At 61.2% G+C, this 24,381-nt stretch carries 22 protein-coding genes; 19 read left to right on the top strand and 3 right to left on the bottom strand.

The features are described 5' to 3' along the window. The first annotated feature begins 74 nt into the window (after positions 1 to 74). The 9 genes from KW568_RS15280 to KW568_RS15240 all read left to right on the top strand — a co-directional run bounded on the left by KW568_RS15280 (position 75) and on the right by KW568_RS15240 (position 8,441). Entirely contained in the window at positions 75 to 773 is a 699-nt protein-coding gene (locus KW568_RS15280; RefSeq protein ID WP_004374230.1) for a CoA transferase subunit A, read from the top strand. A gap of 35 nt (positions 774 to 808) precedes the next feature. Next, positions 809 to 1,465 (top strand): CoA transferase subunit B, encoded by a 657-nt coding sequence (locus KW568_RS15275; RefSeq protein WP_004576290.1) that lies wholly within the window; start codon positions 809 to 811, stop codon positions 1,463 to 1,465. Between the two features lie 154 nt (positions 1,466 to 1,619). Then, a complete protein-coding gene (locus KW568_RS15270; protein WP_004576289.1) occupies positions 1,620 to 3,038 on the top strand; it encodes a short-chain fatty acid transporter in 1,419 nt (472 codons plus the stop codon). A 76-nt stretch (positions 3,039 to 3,114) separates the two neighbouring features. Next, entirely contained in the window at positions 3,115 to 3,657 is a 543-nt protein-coding gene (locus KW568_RS15265) for a helix-turn-helix domain-containing protein (protein ID WP_004374236.1), read from the top strand. Between the two features lie 248 nt (positions 3,658 to 3,905). Further along, positions 3,906 to 4,082, top strand: a complete 177-nt coding sequence (gene eppA, locus KW568_RS15260; protein ID WP_004374238.1) for an EPS-associated small membrane protein EppA — start codon at positions 3,906 to 3,908, stop codon at positions 4,080 to 4,082. Between the two features lie 261 nt (positions 4,083 to 4,343). Next, complete coding sequence (locus tag KW568_RS15255; RefSeq protein ID WP_004374240.1) at positions 4,344 to 4,901, top strand: polysaccharide biosynthesis/export family protein; 558 nt, start codon at positions 4,344 to 4,346, stop codon at positions 4,899 to 4,901. A gap of 24 nt (positions 4,902 to 4,925) precedes the next feature. Next, positions 4,926 to 6,041 (top strand): hypothetical protein, encoded by a 1,116-nt coding sequence (locus KW568_RS15250; RefSeq protein WP_019751669.1) that lies wholly within the window; start codon positions 4,926 to 4,928, stop codon positions 6,039 to 6,041. A gap of 19 nt (positions 6,042 to 6,060) precedes the next feature. After that, the gene (locus KW568_RS15245) at positions 6,061 to 7,623 is read left to right on the top strand and encodes a Wzz/FepE/Etk N-terminal domain-containing protein (protein WP_004576288.1); all 1,563 of its coding nucleotides are present in this window, start codon (positions 6,061 to 6,063) and stop codon (positions 7,621 to 7,623) included. An 11-nt stretch (positions 7,624 to 7,634) separates the two neighbouring features. After that, entirely contained in the window at positions 7,635 to 8,441 is an 807-nt protein-coding gene (locus tag KW568_RS15240) for a CpsD/CapB family tyrosine-protein kinase (protein ID WP_004576287.1), read from the top strand. Between the two features lie 63 nt (positions 8,442 to 8,504). Here the strand turns inward: KW568_RS15240 and galE are convergent, their stop codons facing one another. The 3 genes from galE to KW568_RS15225 form a co-directional block, all read right to left on the bottom strand. Next, entirely contained in the window at positions 8,505 to 9,470 is a 966-nt protein-coding gene (gene galE / locus KW568_RS15235; RefSeq protein WP_004576286.1) for a UDP-glucose 4-epimerase GalE, read from the bottom strand. A gap of 105 nt (positions 9,471 to 9,575) precedes the next feature. Next, positions 9,576 to 12,176 (bottom strand): cellulase family glycosylhydrolase, encoded by a 2,601-nt coding sequence (locus KW568_RS15230; RefSeq protein WP_004576285.1) that lies wholly within the window; start codon positions 12,174 to 12,176, stop codon positions 9,576 to 9,578. Between the two features lie 5 nt (positions 12,177 to 12,181). Beyond that, complete coding sequence (locus tag KW568_RS15225; RefSeq protein WP_004374249.1) at positions 12,182 to 13,708, bottom strand: O-antigen ligase; 1,527 nt, start codon at positions 13,706 to 13,708, stop codon at positions 12,182 to 12,184. A gap of 95 nt (positions 13,709 to 13,803) precedes the next feature. Between KW568_RS15225 and KW568_RS15220 the strand changes: the two genes are divergently transcribed. From KW568_RS15220 to KW568_RS15175, 10 genes are all read left to right on the top strand, one after another. After that, entirely contained in the window at positions 13,804 to 15,180 is a 1,377-nt protein-coding gene (locus KW568_RS15220) for an oligosaccharide flippase family protein (protein WP_004374251.1), read from the top strand. A gap of 236 nt (positions 15,181 to 15,416) precedes the next feature. Further along, a complete protein-coding gene (locus tag KW568_RS15215) occupies positions 15,417 to 16,883 on the top strand; it encodes a GMC oxidoreductase (RefSeq protein ID WP_004576284.1) in 1,467 nt (488 codons plus the stop codon). Positions 16,884 to 16,986: 103 nt separating this feature from the next. Then, entirely contained in the window at positions 16,987 to 17,604 is a 618-nt protein-coding gene (locus KW568_RS15210; protein WP_004374256.1) for an acyltransferase, read from the top strand. Beyond that, positions 17,597 to 18,553: a glycosyltransferase family 2 protein gene (locus KW568_RS15205; protein ID WP_004374259.1), complete on the top strand. Its 957-nt coding sequence runs from the start codon at positions 17,597 to 17,599 to the stop codon at positions 18,551 to 18,553. The genes KW568_RS15210 and KW568_RS15205 overlap by 8 nt, the downstream gene beginning before the upstream one ends. Positions 18,554 to 18,561: 8 nt before the next feature. Further along, positions 18,562 to 19,086 (top strand): serine O-acetyltransferase, encoded by a 525-nt coding sequence (locus KW568_RS15200; protein ID WP_004374263.1) that lies wholly within the window; start codon positions 18,562 to 18,564, stop codon positions 19,084 to 19,086. Between the two features lie 5 nt (positions 19,087 to 19,091). After that, positions 19,092 to 20,069, top strand: a complete 978-nt coding sequence (locus tag KW568_RS15195; RefSeq protein ID WP_004374266.1) for a glycosyltransferase family 2 protein — start codon at positions 19,092 to 19,094, stop codon at positions 20,067 to 20,069. Between the two features lie 9 nt (positions 20,070 to 20,078). Continuing rightward, positions 20,079 to 21,083: a VirK/YbjX family protein gene (locus KW568_RS15190; RefSeq protein WP_019751663.1), complete on the top strand. Its 1,005-nt coding sequence runs from the start codon at positions 20,079 to 20,081 to the stop codon at positions 21,081 to 21,083. A 49-nt stretch (positions 21,084 to 21,132) separates the two neighbouring features. Continuing rightward, positions 21,133 to 22,335: a glycosyltransferase gene (locus KW568_RS15185; RefSeq protein ID WP_004374272.1), complete on the top strand. Its 1,203-nt coding sequence runs from the start codon at positions 21,133 to 21,135 to the stop codon at positions 22,333 to 22,335. After that, the gene (locus KW568_RS15180) at positions 22,332 to 23,519 is read left to right on the top strand and encodes a glycosyltransferase family 2 protein (RefSeq protein WP_004576281.1); all 1,188 of its coding nucleotides are present in this window, start codon (positions 22,332 to 22,334) and stop codon (positions 23,517 to 23,519) included. The genes KW568_RS15185 and KW568_RS15180 overlap by 4 nt, the downstream gene beginning before the upstream one ends. After that, positions 23,519 to 24,271, top strand: a complete 753-nt coding sequence (locus tag KW568_RS15175) for a WecB/TagA/CpsF family glycosyltransferase (RefSeq protein ID WP_004374277.1) — start codon at positions 23,519 to 23,521, stop codon at positions 24,269 to 24,271. Before KW568_RS15180 ends, KW568_RS15175 begins: the two co-directional genes overlap by 1 nt. Positions 24,272 to 24,381: the final 110 nt, after the last annotated feature.

Here is a 24,381-nt window from a genome sequence, read left to right as displayed (position 1 = left end):
CGCTTGCGGTGAAGATGTCTGCACACGCTCACCGACAGCCTCGTCGGTTAAACAACTACAAAAGGCGGATCAGCATGGCCGGACTGGACAAGCGCGTTGCAACCTATGAACAGGCCCTCGAAGGCCTGACCGACAACATGACGGTACTGGCCGGTGGTTTCGGCCTGTGCGGCATCCCGGAAAACCTTATCAGCGAAATCAAGCGGCGTGGCGTCAAGGGCCTGACCGTGGTTTCCAACAACTGCGGCGTTGACGGTTTTGGTCTGGGCGTGCTGCTGGAAGACCGGCAGATTCGCAAGATGATCGCCTCCTACGTGGGCGAAAACGCCGAGTTCGAACGCCAGTTGCTCAGTGGCGAGCTGGAAGTGGAACTGACCCCACAGGGCACCCTCGCCGAAAAAATGCGCGCAGGTGGTGCCGGCATTCCGGCGTTCTACACCGCCACCGGCTATGGCACCCCGGTTGCCGACGGCAAGGAAGTCCGCGAGTTCAAGGGCCGCAAGTACATCCTGGAAGAGTCCATCACCGGTGACTTCGCCATCGTCAAGGGCTGGAAGGCCGACCACTACGGCAACGTGGTGTACCGCAACACTGCGCAAAACTTCAACCCGCTGGCGGCCACCGCCGGCAAGATCACCGTGGTCGAAGTGGAAGAAATCGTCGAACCCGGCGTGCTGCTGCCAAGCGAAATCCACACCCCGGGCATCTACGTGGACCGTGTCATCGTCGGCACCTTCGAAAAACGTATCGAAAAGCGCACCGTCAAGGCCTGAGCGCCATCCACCCGAACAATAAAGAGATCCTGACCATGGCACTGACCCGCGAACAGATGGCGCAACGCGTTGCCCGTGAACTGAAGGACGGTTACTACGTCAATCTGGGCATCGGCATCCCCACCTTGGTGGCCAACTATGTACCCGCCGACATGGATGTGATGCTGCAATCGGAAAACGGCCTGCTCGGCATGGGCGAATTTCCCACTGAAAGCACCCTCGATGCCGACATGATCAACGCCGGCAAGCAAACGGTCACCGCCCGCCGCGGCGCCTCGATTTTCGATTCGGCACAATCGTTCGCCATGATCCGTGGCGGCCACGTCGACCTGACCGTACTGGGGGCTTTCGAGGTGGACGTGCAGGGCAACATCGCCTCGTGGATGATTCCGGGCAAGCTGGTCAAGGGCATGGGCGGGGCCATGGACCTGGTGGCCGGCGCCGACAACATCATCGTTACCATGACCCACGCCTCCAAGGACGGCGAGTCCAAGTTGCTGCCACAGTGCAGCCTGCCGTTGACCGGTGCGGGCTGCATCCGCAAGGTGCTGACCGACCTGGCCTACCTGGAAATCGAAGACGGCGCCTTCATCCTGCGCGAGACCGCGCCTGGGGTCAGCGTCGAGGAAATCATTGAGAAAACCGCCGGCAAACTGATCGTGCCGGATGATGTGAAGGAAATGACCTTCTAAGGCATGACGTGATCTCACCCTGTAGGCGCGGGTTGACCCGCGAATGCGTCGGTACATTGACCGCCGCATTCGCGGGTCAACCCGTTCCCACAGGTTTTTTGCGTTGCCTGGCAGTACCGCTTCATCCCATAAAACCAATAAAAGGAATTCAACCGTGGCCGCTGAAATTCAAGACAGCCGCTCCGCGCGCTTTGCCTTGCGCTGCTCCAACTGGGCTGAACGCTGGTTCCCCGACTCCTGGGTGTTCGCCGCGCTGGCGGTGCTGCTGGTGTGTATCGGCGCACTGGCCATGGGCGCCAAACCGACCGACACCGCCAAGGCGTTTGGCGACGGCTTCTGGAGCCTGATACCGTTCACCATGCAGATGGCCTTCGTGGTCATCGGCGGTTATGTGGTGGCCAGCTCGCCGCCCGCCGCGAGGCTGATCGATCGCCTGGCGCGCATCCCCGGCAATGGGCGCTCGGCAGTGTGCTGGGTAGCACTGATCTCGATGCTGGCCTCCTTGCTCAACTGGGGGCTGTCGCTGGTGTTTGGAGGTTTGTTGGTGCGCGCCCTGGCAAGGCGCACCGACCTGAAGATGGACTACCGCGCTGCGGGTGCGGCCGCTTACCTGGGCCTGGGTGCGGTGTGGGCGTTGGGCCTGTCATCCTCGGCGGCGCAGCTGCAGGCGAACCCGGCCAGTCTGCCACCTTCAATCCTGTCGATAACCGGGGTGATCCCGTTTACCGAAACCATCTTTCTCTGGCAGTCCGGCGTGATGTTGGCGGCACTGGTGGTGGTCTCGCTGGTGATCGCCTATGCCACCGCTCCGGGCCCGAACAGCGCACGTAGCGCAGAAGACTGCGGTGTCGACCCCAGCTTCACAGCGCCACCCGCGCCGCAACGCACGCGCCCGGGGGAGTGGCTGGAACACAGCCCGATCCTGATCCTGCTGTTGGTGGCCTTGGCTGCTGGCTGGCTGTATCAGGAGTTTGCGACAAAACCTGCGATTACCGCCATCTCGGGGCTCAACACCTACAACCTGTTGTTCATCATGCTCGGTGCTTTGCTGCACTGGCGCCCACGCAGCTTCCTTGACGCGGTGGCACGCGCGGTACCGACCACCACCGGTGTGCTCATCCAGTTCCCGCTGTATGGTTCGATCGCCGCTATCCTCACCCAGGTGAAGGGCGTCGATGAACAGACGCTGGCCCACCATATTTCACTGTTCTTCACCCAGATTGCCACCCATGACACGTATGCCGTGCTGATGGGCGTGTATTCGGCGGTGCTGGGCTTCTTCATCCCTTCAGGTGGCGGCAAGTGGATCATCGAGGCCCCTTACGTGATGCTGGTGGCCAACGACCTGCAGTACCACCTGGGGTGGGCCGTGCAGATCTACAACGCGGCCGAAGCTTTGCCGAACCTGATCAACCCGTTCTACATGCTGCCGCTGCTGGGCGTGCTGGGGCTCAAGGCGCGCGACCTGATCGGTTTCTCGTTCGTGCAATTGCTGGTGCATGTGCCGTTGGTGCTGGTGTTGCTGTGGGCGCTGGGTACAACGCTGCAGTACGTGCCGCCCGTGATGCCTTGATTCGAGGCCCCTGGAGACTTGGCGCCAGCTTTCAGACGCGTATCATGGCTGCCTCAGCCTGGGAAACCCGCGTCACATGTCTATCCGATTGAAACTGCTGCGTAAGAAACTGGGGATGACCCTGGAAATGCTGGCCGAAAAGACTGGCATGACCAAAAGCTACCTGTCCAAGGTCGAGCGCGGCCTCAACACGCCCTCGATCGCTGCGGCGCTGAAACTGGCGAGGGCACTGAACGTCAATGTCGAAGAGCTGTTCGCCGAAGAACAGCCCGGTCAGAGCCGCTACAGCCTGGTGCGCCGTACCGAGCGCCAGGCCTTGGTGGGCGATGGGCAAGGGCCGGGGTACGCGGCCCTCACCAGTCAGGTTGGCCAGCGCAGCCTGCTGCCGTTTCTGATTCAGCCGCCGTCCGAGTTCAGCGACCCCACGTTCAAGGAACACCAGGGCGAAGAGTTCCTGTTTGTTCACGCAGGCCAGGTGGAAGTGGATTTCATGAGTGAGCGGGTGTTGCTGGAGCAGGGCGACGCCCTGCATTTCAATGCCCAGACGCCGCACCGCCTGCGCTCGGTAGGTGCGACACCGGCGCAGTTACTGGTTGTGGTTCACCACGCAGACGAATGAAACCGCAGGGGGCAATCATGCCCCCACGTGTTCTCAGCTGTGAAACGCCATGTTCATCGCATCATCCCTCCCTTGCATAATCTGCATGCCGTTTTTTTGACGAATGCGCCCATCGCTCATTGAATTTTATTATGGTGTCGGATCATTGACGTAATGTCATTGTGCCCATAAGCTCAAGTCAACAACGAAACAACTCCCGCAGCACAGCGCCAATAACTAATTGATTTTCCTGTTTTTAGGAGGGGAGTATGCGCACGACTCTGATAATCAAATCGATGTTCTTGCTGGTGATGCTAAGTGGTGCTGCCCGCGCAGCGGATTCGTATATAAATCAGAACAGTATCATTCCTGTTTCAACTGCAGGCTGGTTCTTTGCCTTTGCTGTGGTCGGTTTTGTTGCCGTTGCCAACCGCAGAAAGATCTGAGCCGTATACCGGGTACCTAAAGTGACCCATTGCTGCGAGGCCACAAGCATGGCTTGTGAATTCTCCAACCGTTGCTATATTCCCAGTAGCCCCTAGGGCCAACGTTTACAAGGCGTTGCAGCCACGTCTGCAGCGTCAAGGCAAGGGCCTCCAGGAAGGTCGAGGCCATCACGGCAGCTGTGCGCCGTGAAGCGGAGCGAGAGTTGGTGTGTTGTTCTCATTCAGTGCTCTTTGTCGGGCCATTTGGCCGGAGGGACCCTCATGGTGCGTTCAATGTTTGCCGCTTTCTGCATGCTGACGGTGTGGTCTGGCGCCGGTAACGCCGACCAGAGCAGTGCTGCCTACCTGCTCAGCCCCGGCGATGTGGTGATGGTATCGGTGTGGCAGGAAGACAGCCTGCGTCAAGAAGCCACCGTACTTCCCGATGGCAGTATCACCTTCCCCTTGGCCGGGCGCATCAATGTTGCCGGGCTGGATGTGACGGCAGTGGAAAAGCAGGTCGCTGCCAAACTCGAAAAATTCCTCCCCGACCCTAACGTCAGCGTTGTCGTCAAAAGCATTGCCGGCAACATGGTCTATGTACAGGGCAAAGTGATCAAGCCCGGGCCTGTGCAAATGGCAGGCCCCACGGCCGTATTGCAGGCGCTGAGCATGTCGGGCGGCCTGGACAAGTTTGCGGATGAAAGCGAAATCAAGGTGGTCCGCGGCACCGGTGCTTCCCAAAAGATCCTGCCCGTGCGATATAAGGACCTGGTGTCTGGGCGGGACATGTCCACCAACATCCAACTTCAGGCTGGCGATACGCTGGTCGTTCCTTGATCTTGCCTTTAATAAGAACATTTAATGCCTCTTCTTAGAACAACTCGCATTGCAACGGCAATCCTGGTCTTGCCGTTCACGGACGCGGTACTGGCGGCAAATTGGCAGTCTACGGTGGTGGTACCGACATCCGTCGAATACGACAGCAACCCATTGCTGTTGACCTCGGGGGAAAAGGGCATAACGCGCACGATCATCGCGCCGGACTACACCCTGATTGGTACTTTCGACCGTGACGAATTGAGGTTGGGGCTTGGCATGCATGTGCTGCGCTCGTCCGATACGGATATCGTCGATGACCGTGAAGACCCTGACATCAGCCTGGGTTGGCAGCGCACCACCGAGCGGGGGCGGTTCGGCCTGGTGGGGCGCTACAACGAAAGCTCGACATTGTCGGGGACAGTACTGGATACCGGGGTGATTACCACTGACGGTACGCAGAAGCTTTACACCTTGACTGGCAACTGGAGCCAGGCGGTGACCGAGCGCAGTACCTTGAGCAACGAAACCACCTACAGCCGTGCCCGTTATGACATCAGCACGCTGACGGGCTACGACGAACTGGCGAACGTCTTTACCTGGACTTACGCCTGGAGTGAGCGAGCTGACCTGTATACCCGTTTTGGTGCCCGGCGCTATGAGCCAGAACAGGACCTTACCGCGACCGCTTCCAACAGCTACACCCCGGCAGTCGGCATCAAATACCAGCTTGCCGAAGGCTTGAGCGCCGATGCCCATGTTGGCGTCAACCAAGTGTCAGGTGATGACGGCGGCCGGCGCGGGGAGGGTGGTGTTGCGCTGCTTTACACCGGCCCGCGTGCCGACGCCAGCTTTACCGCCGAGCGCAGCACGGTAGCAAGCGCCGAAGGCGGCTTCGCCGAGCTGGACCAGGTGCGTGGTGTGTGGAGCTATGCGCTGACCGAGTTGTCCCGGGTCGGTGCCGACGCCGCGTGGCAAGACAGCAAAGGGCAGTCGCCCAACACGCTGCAGACTTACAGCGTATGGGCCAGCCGCCAGTTTTCGCCTTACTGGGACCTGCGCCTGTCGCTGATGTACAAGGAACGGCAGCAGGACCATGTACCGGATGCGACCGCTACGATCGTTGGTTTGACGTTGACGTACAGGTACCCCGACATCTGAACTGCAGGCAGGTGGCCCTATGAAGTCTGACTACGAGCTCTCCCTCAGAGATTACATCGCCATTATCAAGGACAGGGCCCTGGTGTTAGGGGTGAGTGCCGCAGTCATTCTCGCCGCGACCGTGGCCGTCGCGTTGATGGTGCCGCCGATCTACCAGTCGACCGGCACCATTCTGGTGGAGTCGCAGCAGATTTCGCCTGAACTGGTGTCGACCAACAACACCAGCTTTGCCGATGAGCGCATCGAGGTGATCCGCCAACGGGTGATGACCCGCGACAACCTGCTGCGCATCATCGGCAAGTACGACCTCTTCGCCGACAAGCGCTTCAGCGAAAGCGACAAGATCGACCAGATGCGCAACGCGATCGTGGTCGAAACCCTGACCACCTTCGTGCGCGGTCGTGGTGAAGCGACCGTGGCGTTCAATGTGTCGTTCGAGCACAAACAGGCACAAGTAGCCAAGGAAGTCGCCGATGAACTGGTGACGCTGTTCCTCAACGAAAACCTCAAGCAGCGCACCGAACGGGCCAACGAAACCACCGAATTCCTCACCCAGGAAGCCAACAAGCTGGGTGCCGAGCTGGCCACCCTGGAAAATCAGCTGGCCGATTTCAAGCAGGCCCATGCCAATGCCTTGCCCGAGCACCAGACCCTGCGGATGAACATGCTGTCGCGGGCGGAGCTGGAATTCCGTGAGGTCGACCGTGACTACAAGGCTGCCCAGGAGGAGCTGCGCTACCTTGAGCTGGAGCTATCTGCGGCCAATGCCGGCCTTGCCACCAAGGCTGCCGAGGGCACCCGGCCAACCCGTGCCGACCAGCCCGACGACCTGCCAAGCCTGAAAGCCGAATACGCGCAGCTGCTGACCCGTTACAAGGATGCCCACCCGGATGTAGTGTCGGTCAAACGCAAGATACAGGCACTCGAAGCCAGTGGGGGGAGCACTGCGGCCGTGTCCACGGTCAGCCTCGACGCGGCCCGTGTTCGCGCCAAGATGAGCGCCGCCCAGGTGCGTATTGCCTCGCTGGCAGAACAAAAGCGTGAGCTGACCCGGAAAATGGAAGGCTACGAAGCCGAGATCCTCGAGGCGCCGCAAGTCGAGCGTGGTCTGGTGACCTTGATGCGTGACCACGACAACGCGCGCAAGAAATACGAAGAGATTCGTGCCAAGGAAATGGGCGCAAAGATTACCGAAAGCCTCGAGCAGGAAAACAAGGCTGAACGCTTTGTGCTGCTGGAGCCTCCTCTGTTGCCTGAGAAGCCGATCAAGCCTAACCGCAAGAAAATCGCTGCGCTGGGTCTGGTGCTGGCACCGGCCGGTGGCGGGGCGTTGGTGATGCTGCTGGAAATGCTCAATCAGCGCGTGCGTGGCGTTGGTGCCCTGGAAAGTCTGCTGGGCAAACGGGTACTGGTGGCACTGCCTTATATCGATACCCGGGCCGACGTGGCTCGACGCAAGCGCTGGCGCAATCGCCTGATCCTGGCGGCACTGGCGTTGGCAGCTATCATGATAGGGCTGGTGCACGTGTTCTACATGCCACTGGATGTGCTGTTGTACAAAGTCATGTCTCGGTTTGTATAGGGAAAGCAGTGATGGACAGGATCAAGCCGGCTGTTGGCAACAATATTCATCAGGTTACCCCGGGTACTCCCCAGGCACTGTCTCCCGCCCCCGGTACGGCGCTGGCCGAAGTGCCGGGTCAGTTCGATTACGTGAACACCAAGGTGGTGCCGCTGCGTGCAGACCACCTGGAGCGTAACCGCATCGTGGCGTACAACAAGAACTCCAACATGAACGGGCCGATCGACCTGTTGCGTACGCAGGTGCTCAGGGCCATGGATGAGAACGGCTGGCGCACCTTGGCCATCACCTCGCCAACGCCGGAAGCGGGCAAGACAATGCTGGCGATCAACCTGGCCATGAGTATTGCCCACCATACCACCAAGACTGCGTTGCTGGTGGACTTCGACCTGCGCCGGCCCAAGGTCGGCAGTTACCTGGGGCTGCCCATGGAGCAGGCACTGAACGAGTTTCTGACGGACAAGGCCGAGTTGCAGGACTGCCTGGTCAACCCCACCTTGCCGCGCTTCGTGGTGCTGCCAACGCGGGTACCCGTGCCCCTGTCGACCGAGATGCTGTCCTCGCCCAAGGTGAACAACCTGATTGGCGATTTGCGCAACCGCTACGAATCGCGCATCTGCATTTTCGATTTGCCACCGCTGCTCAGCTCGGACGATGCGATCACCGTGTTACCCAAGTTCGACTGCGTGTTGCTGGTGGTGGCCAACGGGATGAACAACAAGAAGGAAATCGAGGATTGCCTGCATCACCTGGGCACGGTGAACCTGATCGGGACAGTGTTGAACAAGGCTGACGAACAGCCGCGCACCTATTACTGAGCCTTCTGGCAATGCGCCTGTAGACGCCGCCTTGTGCTGCGCCTACAGGAAGCCGAGGGCAACTCAGCGCTCCCAGGGATACTGCAACTCCCACTGCCACGCATGCCGAACAATCTGCTCCAGCGAGGCGAATGCCGGACGCCAGCCCAGCACCTGCATGGCTTTGCTCGCATCCGCCACCAGCCGTGGCGGGTCGCCGGCGCGACGCGGTGCGTCAAGGGCATTGATCTGTCGCCCGGTCACTGCCCGGGCCGTATCGATCACCTGCTGCACCGAAAAGCCCAGGCCATTGCCCAGGTTGAACGCGGCACGCTCGCCACCGTCCAGTAAATAATCCACTGCCAGTGCATGGGCCGCCGCCAGGTCTGCCACATGCACGTAGTCGCGTATGCAGGTGCCATCCGGTGTGTCGTAGTCGCGACCAAACACTGTCACCGCCTCACGCCGGCCAGATGCAGCCTGCAGGATCAAGGGGATCAGATGGGTTTCCGGTTCATGACGCTCGCCTAGCTGGCCTTCCGGGTCAGCGCCCGCTGCATTGAAATAGCGCAGGCATACCGACTTCAAACCATAGGCCCGGTCGAAGTCCTCAAGAATCTGCTCGACCATCCATTTGCTCAACCCGTACGGGTTGATCGGTCCCTTGGTGTGCGCTTCATCGATCGGCACGTACTGCGGGTTGCCGTAAACGGCGGCACTCGAAGAAAACACCAGGTGCCTGATGCCGGCATTGACCATGGCCTGCAGCAGGGAAAGGGTGGCTGCGACGTTGTTCTGGTAGTACTTGCCGGGTGCACTGACCGACTCGCCCACTTGAATGAACGAGGCGAAGTGAAACACCGCATCGAAGTGGCACACGCCAAACAGCACATCCAGTGCGGCTTCGTCGGCGATGTCGAGCTTGGCCCACTGGATACCGGGGCCAGGTGAGACCAGGTCCGCCACCAGCACTTCATGGCCGGCGGCGAGCAGGTGCTTGACCATGTGCGAGCCAATGTAGCCCGCACCACCCACAACCAGATATTTCATCCCCACCTCCTGGAATCTGCTGTTTACAGACGCAGTGAACACTCCCTGACACGTGCAGGTGGGATGATCAGCTACAGGTGACCTGAGCGTAGATGGCCATATGCTCTATTTCAAGAATAGCCAATTGGACATGTAGGTACCGTCGAAGGTAATGGTGTATTGCCCATCCTTGTAGGCCACTGGCAGCGGCTTCAGCTGTTCCCGTGCATCGCGGGCGAACAATTTCAGGCCGGCGGGTGCCTTGATGTCCAGGCGGCCTTCAAGGGGCTCGACATTGAACGGCGTCTTGTCATCGGCCTTGGGCATGGCACGGGTGCCCAGAGACAGCAGAAGCTCGCGCGACTGGCCCAGTGCCTTGCCGTCCAGGCTCTGGACCACGACGCTGGCGTAAGGCGTTTTCGCTTGTACCTGAATGGCACCCAGGTTGACCGGGCGGCCGCCCAGCCAGCCGCTGGCGGCCTGGGTCAGTGGCGTGTCGATGGTGTAGATGCCTTGTTGCCAGTTGCGCCTGAGCTCGCCTGTATCGGTCACCGACTCGGTGGCATCGGCGGCCAGCAGCGATTGCCCCGGGTCATGCAGCACTTGCGCGCCTGCCGGGATGGGCGCGGGTTTTAGCCAGGGCAATTGCGGCGTGTGTGGCAGGGCGATCTGCAACTGGCCCTTTTCCATGGCCGTGCGCAACAGCGGTGAGTTACGCGGGGTGATTTCCTGGTTGTACAGGGTGTCAGGTGTAGGTGCGAACACGTAGCGAGTGGTGGCGGGTTTCACGTCCGCACGGCGATAGAGCAGGGCCGCGGCGGGCAGGGTGGCGATCATCGCCGGGTCGTTGTACGCGTGCCAGTTGTCCGCCGTGCGCCAACCTGGGTTGAATGCTTGTTGGCTGTAGGCGTATTGCAGCATGGCGTCCCAGCCTTGGTGGCTGGCAGTGCCGGCGATGTAAATGGGTAGCGAGTGACGGTCCGGCAGCGGGAAGGGCTCGGCGTTCCACTCGGTGACGGTCAGCGGTTTGCCGACGACCTGGGCGGCAGCAATCCAGTCGATCATGCCGTCGCTGGTCAGCGGGTTCTTCTCCAGTTGGCCTGCGTCGCCGTAGCTGTGGGCGTCGATGACATCACCAACGCTCAGTGCCGGCAGTGCGCTAAGCCCATTGCCGCCCCAGGTGCTGGTGGTCGCAATGGGGACTTTCACGCCCACGCTGCGCAAGTGGGCGATCATGTCGGCATTGAAGCGTTGTTCCAGCTCGTTGAGCAACAGCTTCGACGGCCCATGCTCCCAGGCACGCCAGGTCAGGTCGGCGGGCAGGTCAAACTGTTTGGCAAAGGCCTTGGCCGCGGTCATGTAGCGCTCGCTGTGGCGCGGTACATCCTTGTTCGGCATCAGGGCGTTGCCGTAATGCTGGGTCAGGTCATTCTCGTTGGTGATCAGCACGGCGGCGATGGCCGGGTCGTCCTTGTAGGCCAGGCCCGTGTATTCGTTCACATGGGTCAGGTACTGCTCGGCGAAGCGTTTCATCGCTTGCTGGATACTGTCGTTCACGTAGGCGTAACCCTTCAGGTCGACGCGACCATCCTTCTCGGGCAGCTCCTTGAAGTCTTCGATATTGTCGTTGGCGGTAAACGCACGCTGCACATGCATGTCCAGCCAGATGTAGATGCCTTCGTCCTTGAGTGACTTGATCCACAGGTCGAGCTTGCGCAGCGATTCGGTGCTGAGCTGCTGGGTATCGCGCACCAAGGTGCCATCGCCAAATACGTTGGGGCTGACCCAGGGCGAGTCGTGGTGATGCAGGCGCACCAGGTTGAAACCCAGTGCCGAGAGGCGTTTGGCCTGCTGGCGTATTTCGTCGTCGGGGCTTTTGAACAGCGAGTAGGCCGACAGGTTGGTGCCCCAGAAGCGTATTGGGGTGTTGTCGGCGAACATCAACTGGTCGCCGACCGCCTTGACGAAGCCACGCTTGCCGGCGGGTTTTTCCGCTGCGTTGAGGAACGACAGGTCCACCGGCGAGGTGCGCCAGTCCAGTTGGTCATCAGGCCACTTGGCGGGGTCTGCCAGGCCGAAGCGCTCGGTGGGCGTCGGGCCGAGTTCGATGTCGCCGGTCACGTTGAGCACAGCCTTGAGCTGCTGGCGGCCGGCGCTGATCGGGTCCTTGTAGAGGAATGCGCGCAGCTCGGACGGGTTGCCGCGCTCGAAATAGACCTTGGCCAGTGGCGGGTCGAAGCGCATTTCGATGCGGCGACCCTGGTCGGCCTTGCCCCACGTCCAGCCGCGGTTGTCGGGCAGCAACTGCGGGGCCCCCATGTCGCCGGCGATTTGTGCCGGATCGAACTGGAACACCATGCCGCCACCCATGACACCGTTCTGGCGGCTGTGGGCGTCGAGGTCGAAGGCCCAGCTCAGGGTTTGTGCCTGTTCCTTACGGATGTCAGCCTGCAGGTCGAAGTCCAGTTCCTTGTTCTTGCCCCGCAGCGTGTAGTGGTAAGGGCCATTGACCTTGAAGTCGGTATAGAAACCGGTCCAGCTCCAGTTGGCAGCCCAGAAATCGAATTTGGCCTTCATGACCGGGCCACCGCCGTGTGTCACGGTAGGCAAGCCATTTTGCTCATCGACACTGACCTGCCAGTCTGAAGCCCAGCTGGCCAGCGGCAGCAGGGCCAGGCCGGCAATGGCCGAAAGGCGCACGTAATGACGCAGGGACAGCCTATTCATGAGCATTACCTGGGTTGTAGGTCGGGTTCTGCCAGCTCAACGGCCGGGCTGTTGTGCAGGCGGCGAACCATCTGGATGTAGGCCACGCCCAGCCCTGCGATAGACCAGTACACCACCGGGATGAAGGTGATGCTGCTGACGGTGAAGATGATGACCAGAATGCCGATCAGCGTTGCCAGCAACACCCGGCCGAGCTGTCGTCGTTCGTCATCCTTGTCGGCAAAACTGAGCATGGCCCTGCGGATACCCAGCAGCAGCACGGCAAAGAACGCCACGAACAGGCCTAGCCCGACCAGGCCGGCCCGCAGCGCCAGGTTGATGTAGGTGTTGACGATATCGATGATGCCTTCGCCCTGGATCATCGCCTGCATTTCGGGTGTGTTACGGAAATCGAAGGAGCCGAACAATGGGTTGCGCTGGATGACGATCCAGGCGTTGTCCATCAGCCGCTCGCGGTAGGTGATGTTCTCTTTCTCGATGCTGCCGATGTACGGCAACAGGTCCAGCACCTTGTCGCCGCCAGGCACGACAGTCAGCAAGGGCAACGCCAGCATGCCAGCCGCACCCAGCAGCGCCAGGCGCTTGACGGCGCCTTTGCCCAGGGCAATGAACACCACCACGATGACCACGGCGCCGATCCACGGGCCACGCGACAATGGCGCGAACAGCCCGGCGGCCAGCAGCAGGGCGCCCATGGCCCTGTGCAGCGGGCGTTGCACATAGCCTTGCACGAACAGGAACAGGCCGATGGCCACGCTCATTACGTAACCCAGTACAATCGCCTGGCCGGTGGTGACGCTTGCCCGCAGCGCACCGCCGCGGCTCAGGTAGCCGGACATGCTCCATGGCACGCCCATGGCGTCGACCAGGGCGCTGTACAGTAACCAGTGGCGCACATACTCGGCCACAGCGATCAGCGCCATGACGAAAGAGGCGAGTACGAAGGCCAGCAGGGTGTCCTTGAAGTCGCTGATCTGACGTAGGCCACGGCTGGCCACGTAATACGGCAGGAGTACGTCGACATACAGGTACAGCGCCTGGCGCAGCGTGTCGGTAGGCGTGGTTTCGCGTAAATAGAGCACGCTCAGCAACAGCAGGCCGGCCGCCAGCAATTTATCAGCCCAGGTGCGGCCAAAGCGCAGGGTGTCACCCTGGCGGCGCAGGTGCAGCGCGGCCGGCAGCAGCACGCACAGGCTCAGCAGGCGAATATGGTTCAGGTCGACCAGGTAATTGACCACGCCAAACCCGGGCACCTGCACCGACGCTGGCGGGATCAGGAACAGCAGCATGTAGAACAGCGCCATGGGGTTGTGCTCGCGGCGCCCGGCCAGCAACAGGACGACCGCGCCCACGCCCAGGTACAGCCAGAAGCTGTGCGAGAAAAAAGCCAGCAGGGTCAGCAGGAACCACAGATTGCGCCGGCGCTTGTAGTCGCTGAGCGGAATCAGGTCGGTGGCAGGCCGGCGCGCCATCAGGAAGACCACGCTCGCCAAAAACAGGATGACGATCAACGCACGAAAATGTTCAGGCATCGGCTATGTACACCTTTCCTTCGGTGGGCAACGGCTAGCATCGTGGCTAATTGAAACTATAGTGACTTTTAGCCAATCAGTCAGAGATTGAAGTCATGCCGTCGATTGATGTGTCAGCTGCCGCGAGCCTGCGCAAGCGTGCCCTGAGGGCCGGGTCGTGGAACCTGGTCTCGCAGGTGGCTTCACAGGTGATGCGCCTGGGCGGCAATCTGATCATGGCCCGATTGCTGCTGCCGGAAATGTTCGGCGTGATGGTCATTGCCACCACTGTTTCGATACTGCTGCATTTGCTTTCCGATGTCGGCCTGCGCCAGAACATCATCCAGAGCCACCGTGGTGACGATCCAGATTTTCTCAATACCGCCTGGACCGTGCAGATCATCCGCGGTTTCCTGCTGTTTGCCCTTACCCTGCTGCTGGCCCTGGGGGCCTGGTTGGCACAACTGGCTGAGCTGTGGCCGGCAGACTCTACTTATGCCGCGCCGGTACTGCCGATGGTACTGGCGGTCACCGGCCTGTCGGCGGTCATCTGGGGTTTCCAGTCCACCAAGATAGATGTGGCGGTACGAACTTTCCAACAAAAGCGCGTGGTGCTGGTCGACCTTGCCTCGCAGGTGGCTGGCCTGGTGGTGATGCTGGTGCTGGGCTTGCTGACCCATTCGATCTGGGCGCTGGTGTTATCAGGCCTGGTTTCGGCGGTCGTCTGGACCGTGCTGGGGCACACCGCCCTGGAGGGGCCCAACAACCACCTGCGCTGGGACCGTTCGGCGCTCACCGAGTTGATCGTGTTTGGCCGTTGGATCCTGTTGTCGTCGATGGTCGGCGTGCTGGCGATGTACGGCGACCGCATATGGTTTGGCGCCAGCATGTCGGCGGCGCAACTGGGTGTGTATTCGATCGCCGTGCTGATCCTGGGTGCGGTGCAGACCGCGCTCATGAAAATTGTCGGCGCGGTGGCGCTGCCTGCTTTCAGCGAGGCGGCCAGGGCCGACGACAAGCCGCGCCTGAAAGCGCTGTATTTCCGTTTTCGGCTGCTGGTCGACCTGCTGGTGCTGTTCATTTGTGGCGGTTTCCTGACCGCCAGCCCGCTGCTGATCGGCTGGATGTATGACGATCGCTACCGCGAAGCCGGGCCGATGCTGGCGATTCTCTCGCTATCGTTCATCGTATTGCGCTATACCTTGGCTCATCAGGTGTGGATTGCCTTGGGCCTGACCAAGTACCAGGCCATGGACAACATTATCCGCCTGGTCTCGTTATGGGGGCTGTTGCCGCTACTACTGGCAATTGGCGGGGTGGAGTGGGCGATCTGGGGGGTTGCCCTGCATGCTGTGCCAACGCTTGTGCTGGTTGTGTATGTGAACTGCAAACTGGATATCTTCAGCCTCAAACGTGAGCTGATGGTACTGCCGATGTTGCTGGTCGGGGCGCTGTGCGGGGCACTGTTGACGGCCTTTTTCAACTGGCTGTAGCGCAGTTTGCTGGGTGTAACTTTCATGGCTACAGGTCACGGGATCATGGAGAAGCTCACTTTTTGTAATGCGCAGTTGGGTCGTAGAGGTTTTCTCCAGAGTTGTGTCTTGCTCAGTGTGGGGGGGGCGGTGTTCGGCGCCTCGGCGGCCGTTGCCGGCAAGCCGGTCGAAAAGCCCGGATTCGTGGTAATCAACGGTTGGGTATTACCGTCCCGTTACTTCCGGAACGCGTCAGTATGATCAAGGACTTTCAGCAGCAGAAGGCGCTGCGCGACCACTATGACTTCTGCATCATCGGGGCCGGCCCGGCGGGTATAACCTTGGGCTTGCGCCTGGCAGCCGCCGGCTGGAGCGTCATGATCGCCGAAGGCGGGGGGCGTGAATATGCGCCGCACTCGCAAGGCTTGTACGCGTGCTCATCCACCGGCCTGGAACTGTATGCCGAGGAAACCCGCCTGCGTTACCTGGGTGGTACCTCCAATCACTGGGCTGGCCGTTGTCGTCCATTTACTCCCTCGGATTTTGCCGTCGCCCCGCCAGGCGACTTGCCGGGCTGGCCAATTCCCTACTCGGAGATCGAAGGCTTCCTGCCGGCAGCGATGGAGATCGTCGATCTGGCGCCTGGCTCGGATTTTCGCGCAATGAATGCCGGCCTCAATGGTGGTGACTTCGAGGCAGACCGTTTTCTGCTCAGCACGCCGACACGCTTTGCGCAAAAGTACGCTTCAGCACTGGAGCAGACCCCAGGCCTGGACGTATTCATCAACTGTAATTGCGTCGACCTGGAGTTCGACAAGGCTTCCGGCCACCTGGCTGCGGTGGTTTTGTCCGACTATGAGCGCAATCGTCAACGCCTGGTGGCTGGCAATTTCATTCTGGCCACAGGTGCCATCGAGAATGCCCGGCAGTTGCTCAACAGCGAGACCTTGGTGGCCGCAGGCGTGGTGGGCAAGGAAGGGCTGGTAGGCGGGTGTTTCATGGAACACCTGAACATCGAAATGGGCACTTTTATCCTTAAGTCCGGGCAGGACCCAGAGCCGCGCCAGTACTACACCACCGATGCTTTCGTCGACGAGTACAAGGCCGGTAAAGGCAATGTCACCGCCGCCCTGCTGGCCGATGTGAAAACCTATGGCCGCACTGCCGAGGTCAAGTATTTTCTCGAGAGCCTGGCCTGCGACATGGGGTTTGCCAACAAGGTCGCCTTCGTCGCCAAGTTCAGTTGCCCGGGTGACGGCGTGATCAGCACCATGATCGAGCAGTTCCCCAACCTGCACAGCCGTATTTCGCTGCTGGACGAGAAGGATGCGCTGGGCGTGGCCAAGGTCAATGTCAATTGGGTGCTGAGCGCCGAAGACCGGCACACCATCAAGTGCATTGGCAGCGAACTGGCCAAGCAGTTCGCCGACATGGATCTGGGGTTCGTCAAACTCAACGATTTCGTCTATGACACCTCGATTCCGCTGAAAATGGCACCCCATGCCCATCACATGGGCACCACGCGTATGGCCGCCTCGCCGCAGTTCGGTGTAGTCGATGCCAATTGCAAGGTGTTCGGTACCGAAAACCTGTATGTCGCCGGCAGCAGCATTTTTGCCAAGGGCGGCGCCTCCAACCCGACCATGCCGCTGTTGCAATTTGCCGTGCGGCTGGCCGACCACCTCGATAACAAGATGAAAGCGGCCGGCAGCGCCGCTGCGTGATGCGGGTTGTACACGGGTGAGTGCGATGCGGTCAGCACCTAGAAGAACGAGACCGGAACGCCTCAGGACACTCCAGATTGTTCAGATCGCGAGGCCAGGCAGTATGAAGGGATGGATACGCAAGGCAGTGGCGCACTACGCCCATGCAACCGGGCGAGGGGGCAAATTCTACAGGAGGTTCTGCAACCCCTCTGGTCTTGAATGGGGGGCCTATCTGGCCCGATGGGGCAACTTTCACTCGGTTGGCAGCAATTTCTTCGTCAATACAGGCTGCAAGTTTCTCGACCCGTCGCTGGTCCGCATCGGCAACAGCGTGGGCCTGTCCGACTGCACCTTGATCGGTCATGACGGGGTGGTATTGCTGATCGAGCATCGCTTTGGCAAGCACCTGGATTCGGTCGGTTTCATCGACATCAAGGACAATTGCTTCATCGGCCATGGTGCGATCGTGATGCCTCGCGTGACCATCGGGCCCGAATCCATCGTGGCGGCAGGGGCGGTGGTGACCAAGGACGTGCCACCAGGCACCGTCTATGGTGGCAACCCGGCCGTGTTCATCTGTACCACCGAGCAGTTGATCCAACGGGTCGAGGCACGTTGCGAAGCCTACCCATGGATAGACCTGGTGAAGCAGCGCAACGGGGCCTATGACCCGGAAGTTGAACCGCTATTGATGGCGCAAAGACGTCAGTATTTCTTCGGGGACGGCAAAAATGGCTAGCAAACCTGTGGATGTCATGGTGGTGAACTTCAATACCGCTGGACTGCTGCAGCCGATGTTCGATGCACTGCGCCGGGCCGACAGCGAGCGGCTGGCCAGCTACCTGGTGGTCGACAATGCCTCGCGCGATGACTCGGTGCAGCGCATGGCCCAGGTGTGCCCCGAGGCTCTGCTGCTGAGCAACAAGCAGAACGTGGGGTTCGGCCGGGCCAACAACCAGTTGTTGGCGCACCTCAAGGGCAAGTACGCCTTGCTGCTCAATACCGATGCCTTCGTTGCCGCCGACTCGCTGCAAAAAACGCTCGACTACATGGACGCCCACCCGGAGTGCGGCGTACTGGGGGTGCGCCTGGAGGGTCGCGATGGCGACCTGCAACCAAGCTGTCGCTACTTCCCCACGCCGCTCAATGTGTTCGTTGGGCGTACCGGGTTGGGGCGGTTCTTCCCAGGGCTGAAGATGGTCGACGAAATGAACTGGGACCACGCCTCTGTGCGCGAGTGTGACTGGTTGCCCGGCTGCTTCTACCTGGTACGCCGCGAAGTACTCGACAAGGTGGGTTTGTTCGACCCGCGCTATTTCCTTTATTACGAGGAGGTGGACCACTGCAAGCGGGTGAAGGAAGCGGGCTGGAAAGTGGTGTTTTACCCGCATACCACGGTGGTGCATATCGGTGGCGAAAGCTCCAAGTCGGTGGCGGAGCTGGAGGCCGCCAGCCGGCAGATCTCGTCCTATCAGATCGAAAGCGAGTTGCTGTACTTTCGCAAGCATCACGGGGTGGCGGGGCTTGCCCTGCACATGCTGCTGGTGACGCTGGGCGACTTGGTGCTGGCACTCAAGGCGCTGTTGAAACGACGCGGCTGGGGCGCCATACAGGCCTGCTGGCGTCATTGCCGGGCAACCTGGTCTTTGCTGTTCAAGACCCGGTACGCCAGCCAACCGACAAGGTAGGTGGAGCCATGTTCGAGAATATTCGCGCCGACCTGCGTGCCCATGGCGGGGACTGGGGCGCCCAGGGCTTCTGGGTATTGCTGGTGTACCGCTTTGGCCGCTGGCGCTATACGCTGCGCCCGGCACTGCTGCGCAAACTGTGCTCGCTCATCTACAAGGTGCTGTTCAAATTCGTCCAGATCATCACCGGTATCGAACTGCCGTGCGAAGTGGTGATCGGGCGCAACTTCGTCATCGATCATTTTGGCGGCATCGTTGTCAGCGGCTATGCCCGCTTCGGCGATGACTGCCGTATCCGCAACGGCGTGGTGGTGGGCCTGAAGAATGTCGACGAGCCGATTGCCCCGGTGTTCGGCAACAACGTCGACATCGGCACCGGGGCCAAGGTGCTGGGCAGTATTCGCATCGGCAACAACGTGATCATCGGCGCCAATGCCGTCGTGCTGGTAGATGTGCCTGACAATTCACTGGCAGTGGGGGTGCCGGCCATCATCAAGGCCCGGCAACCGGCCGCCGTGGCATCGGTCGAGTGAGGCCTATGGCAACGGTGATCGGGGTGGTGGTAATCGGCCGCAATGAAGGCCAGCGCCTCGAGCGCTGCCTTGTTTCGCTGGCGCACGGGGCCGACAAAGTCATGTACGTCGACTCGGGTTCCACCGATGGTTCGCTGCAGTTGGCCGCCAACCTTGGCGTGGCAGTACTGGCGCTGGACATGAGTATTCCGTTCACCGCCGCACGCGCCCGCAATGAAGGTTTTGCCGCCTTGCAGCGCCTGTTGCCATCGATGCAACTGGTACAGTTCGTCGATGGCGACTGCGAGGTGAATGCCACCTGGCTGGCCACGGCGCAGGCTTTTCTTGAGCAGCACCCCGCCGTGGCAGTGGTGTGTGGTCGCCGGCGTGAGCGCTTTCCGCAGCGGTCGGTGTACAACTTGCTGTGCGACCTGGAGTGGGATACCCCGGTCGGTGAGGCCAAGGCCTGTGGCGGCGATGCACTGATGCGGGCAGACGCTTTTGCAGCTGTGGGTGGCTTCCGGCCTGACCTGATTGCCGGAGAAGAGCCTGAACTGTGTGTGCGTTTGCGGGCCAACGGCTGGAAAATCTGGCGACTGGCTGCCGAGATGACCCTGCACGATGCCGGCATGACCCGTTTCAGCCAGTGGTGGCGGCGTAGCCTGCGTGCTGGGCACGCCTATGCCGAGGGCGCCTACCTGCATGGCCAGCCACCCGAGCGGCATTGGCTGCGTGAGTCACGTCGGGCCTGGTTGTGGGGCCTGGGCATACCCTTGGTGATCGCGCTGGCCTGCCTGCTGCTGGGCGGCTGGGGCCTGCTCTTGCTGTTGATCTACCCACTGCAGGCCGTGCGCCTGGCCCGCCGCGGCGGCAAGTCGACGCGCGAGAACTGGCTGCAGGCTGTGTTTCTGGTGTTGGGCAAATTCCCGGAAATGCTCGGCCAGCTGAAGTTCCTGCGCCACCGCCTTGCGGCTGGCAAATCGGCTTTGATCGAGTACAAGTGAGAGAAACCCATGATGCTCGGCACCCTCGTGAAAAGCGTGTTTACCTTGCAACCGGGTTACTCGTTGCGGGCGATGCACAACAAGTACAAGTTGGCACGGCAGATCGCCAGGCAGTGGCCTGAGCTGAACGGGTTCCTGCAGCGCATGACGGCGGCGCTGGGCCCGCACGGTTTGCAGCGCCTGGGTGTGGATTGTATCGGTGTCGTGCAATGGCCTTACATCAGCCGATGCTGGGAGGCGCCACAGCGTCTGGAGGTGGTGGCTTCGCACTTTGAACAGGTGGCTGGGCAGTTCCCGGCGTTGCTGTTGCTGGGGCGCGACGAAAACCTGAAGTTGTGTGACCTGTCCAGCCACTCGCCGGGCTGTTGCCTGGTACTGGACCGACCAATCTGGTTCAAGCGCGAAGGCGAGCTGGTGCTGAACCTGTTCCAGGCCGACCTGCGTGTGGCATCCCTGGCCTTCACCCTGGGCCGCAGCCAAGGTGAGACCAGCCTGTTCATCGGTGCGGTGCAGGGTATTCACAAAGGTATCGACAGCGAAACCTCACTGGCTATCTACCGTGACCTGACCAAGGACTTCGAAGGGTTGCGGCCACGCAGTCTGTTGCTCGAAGCGTTGAAATGCCTGGGCAGGACCCTGGGTGTGACACAGCTGTATGCCGTCAGTGACGCCTGCCGGCACCATCGCCATCCCTATTTTGGCAGCGACAAGGGCCAGGACCTGGCGGCCAACTACGACGTGATCTGGCAGGAACATGGCGCCACAGCGTCTGACCGTGAGGACTTTTTTACCCTGCCTCTAGCACCGGCGCAACGGGCGGAAGCTGACATTCCGGCCAAGAAACGGGCGATGTACCGCCGCCGCCAGGCATTGCTTGACGATGTTTTCACCCGCTTGCAGGCAGCATTGCCAAGCAGCAACCACAACCTTGGACTACAAGGAAAACAGGGGGATGCATTTGCTGTGAGTGCATCGGCAGTAGACAGGCCGCCCGTAGTCGACAGCCTGAAGTGAAGGTTGCCAGGGAAGGTTGGTCATCAAGCGGGTTTGGATCTGGATTCGTATGCATATTGCTTACTTCATCAATCAGTACCCGAAAGTCAGCCACAGTTTCATCCGTCGCGAAATTCTGGCGCTGGAGCGCCAGGGGGTTGAGGTGCAACGTATAGCCCTGCGTGGGTGGGACGCCGAGGTGCAGGATGCCGAGGACGCAACCGAACGGGGCAAGACCCGCTACGTATTGCAAGGTGGGCTCAAGGGGTTGTTGGCACCGACGTGGCAAGTACTGCGTACGCAGCCGCGGCGGTTTTTCCAGGCGCTGGGGCTGGCCATGCGCCTTGGCCTGCGGGCCGACCGTGCCTGGCCCTACCACCTGGTCTACCTGGCCGAGGCCTGCCTGGTGCTGCAATGGTTGCAGGCTGGGGAGGCAACACATGTGCACGCGCATTTCGGCACCAACTCTACTGAAGTGGTCATGCTGGCCAACGTCCTGGGCGGGCCGACATACAGCTTTACCGTGCACGGGCCGGAAGAATTCGACAAACCACAGTTCTTGCACATGGGTGAGAAGGTGCAGCGCGCCGCCTTTGTCGCGGCGGTGAGCTCGTACGGACGAAGCCAGCTGTACCGTTGGGTGGCGCACGAGCACTGGGGCAAGGTGAAGGTGGTGCATTGCGGACTGGAGCGTGGTTTCCATGAGGTGGCGCCAGTCGATGTGCCATCGGCGCCACGGCTGGTGTGTGTTGGGCGCCTGTGCGAACAGAAGGGCCAGCTGCTGTTGCTCGAAGCGGCGCGCTGTCTCGCTGCCCGGTCGATCACCTTCGAGCTGGTGCTGGCGGGTGACGGTGAAATGCGCGAGCAGATCGAGGCCTTGATTGCCCGTCACGGCTTGCAGCAGCAAGTGCGTATCACTGGCTGGATCAGCAGTGCGCAGGTACGTGAGGAAATCCTGGCCGCCCGTGCGCTGGTGCTACCCAGTTTCGCCGAGGGCTTGCCCGTGGTCATCATGGAGGCCATGGCCTTGCGTCGGCCCGTGCTCACCACCTATGTAGCGGGTATCCCCGAGCTGGTGCGGCCTGGCGAGAACGGCTGGCTGTTCCCTGCCGGCGCCGTGGACGAGCTGGCAACAGCCATGGCCGACTGCCTGGCGCAACCGGCCGAGGTACTGCAGCGCATGGGCGAGGTGGCCTACCAGCGTGTGGTGCAACGGCATGACATCGACACCGAGGCGGCCAGGCTGGCCGGCTATTTCAAGGCATACGCATGATAAGTGTATTGGGTTGGTTACTGGGCCTGTTGGCGATCATCGTCCTGGTACCGGTGTTGGTGCTGGTGCTGCAAGTGTTGCTGGCTTGCCTGCCGGTGCGGTCGAGGCCCAAGGGCATTGGCGAGCGCCCGCGAGTGGCGGTGTTGGTGCCCGCCCACGATGAGGCATTGATCATTCGCGCGATGCTGGCGAGCGTTACGCCGCAACTGCTGGACGGCGACCGCTTGCTGGTCGTGGCGGACAACTGTTCGGATGACACGGCCCAGTTGGCACGTGAGGCCGGCGCCGAAGTGGTAGAGCGCCACGATACGCGGTTGCGCGGCAAAGGTTACGCATTGGATTTCGGCGTGCGCCATCTGGCTCAGCGGCCGCCCGAGGTGGTCATCGTGGTGGATGCCGACTGCCAGGTGGGCGAGGGGGCGATCGATTGCCTGGCGCGCCGCTGCCACGCACTTGCCCGCCCGGTACAGTCGCTGTACCTGATGCGTGCACCGGCAGGTGCCGGGTTGCGGGTGCAAGTTGCCGAGTTTGCCTGGCGGGTCAAGAACCTGGTGCGGCCACGCGGCTGGGCGCGCTTGGGCCTGCCATGCCAGCTGATGGGCGCGGGCATGGCGTTCGGCTGGCACGATCTGAGCCTGATCAACCTGGCCAATGGTCATCTGGTCGAGGATGTGAAGCTGGGCCTGGACCTTTGCCAGCAGGGTAAACCGCCTGCTTTCTGCCCCGAGGCACTGGTCACTAGTCAGTTCCCGCTCAGCCAGCAAGGCCTCAACAGCCAACGCACCCGCTGGGAGCATGGCCATCTGGGCTTGATGCTTGCCGACGCACCCAAACGGGCGATGGCTGCAATCACCCAGCGCAACGCTAGCCTGGCGGCCTTGACCCTGGACCTGCTGGTGCCGCCCCTGGCGTTGCTGGTACTGACCTTGCTCGGGCTTAACCTGGTGACCTGGCTGGCGTACCTGCTGTTCGGCCTGGCGGCGCCCGCGTGGCTCGCCTTTGCCGGTTTGGCCTTGCTGGCCTTCGCCGTGATGTTGGCCTGGGCGCGCTTCTGCCGTGAAGTGATACCGTTCTCGGTGTTGTTGTACGCGCCGTTTTACGCGGCCAGGAAAATTCCCTTGTACCTGAGTTTCCTGATCAAGCGCCAGGTTGAATGGGTGCGTTCAAAACGGGATGACGACTGATGGATCAGTGGCAGAATCGCTGGAAGCGTGTGATCGACCAGCTGGAAGTGATCGCTGATGACGCCGCTGTGCAACGTCTTCTCGACCGCCTGGCTACGCCGGATACGGGCACCGTGCTGGGCTTCGTCAACGCCCATGCGATGAACCTGGTGGTGCGCGATGGTGGCTACAGCCAGGCACTGTCGGCCGCAGATGTGCTGCTGCGCGATGGCGCCGGCATGGCGATTCTGTATCGCCGCCTGGGCCTGGAACCTGGGCTGAACATGAACGGCACTGACTTCATTCCCAGGCTCATGGCTGCTTACCGAGGGCGCAAGGTCGCCTTCTGGGGCACCCGGCAACCCTACCTGGACCAGGCCGTGCGGCGCTGTGAAGCCGAGTTTGGCATCGTGCCGGTGTCGGTTCACGATGGTTTCGCCAGCCTTGAAACCTATTTGCAGTTGGCCCGCGAGCAGCAACCCGAGCTGATCGTGCTGGGCATGGGCATGCCCAAGCAAGAAGCGGTGGCAGCGGAGTTGGCAGTCACTGGCGGGCCATGCCTGATCGTGTGCGGTGGGGCGATCCTGGACTTCCTCGGCGGCAAGGTCAGCCGTGCCCCCGAATGGCTGCGCCGTTTGGGGGGCGAGTGGCTGTACCGCCTGCTGCGCGAACCCAAGCGCCTGTTCATGCGTTACGTGGTGGGCAATCCGCTATTCCTGTTGCGCACCCTGCTGTACCGGCGGGCGGCGGTTTCGGCCAGGCGGGCCCTATGAATCGGTCAAAGTTCGCACAAGCGGTGATTCCGGGTACGCCAGCAGCGGGTGGCTGCTACAGTGATATCAATCGCTTGAGGGCGCTACGCGCCTGCTGCACGGGTTTTGCG

The sequence above is a fragment of the Pseudomonas sp. HD6515 genome, from assembly GCF_024971855.1.
Classification (GTDB): Bacteria; Pseudomonadota; Gammaproteobacteria; order Pseudomonadales; family Pseudomonadaceae; genus Aquipseudomonas; species Aquipseudomonas alloputida.
This window is presented reverse-complemented; position numbering and strand designations above follow the sequence as displayed.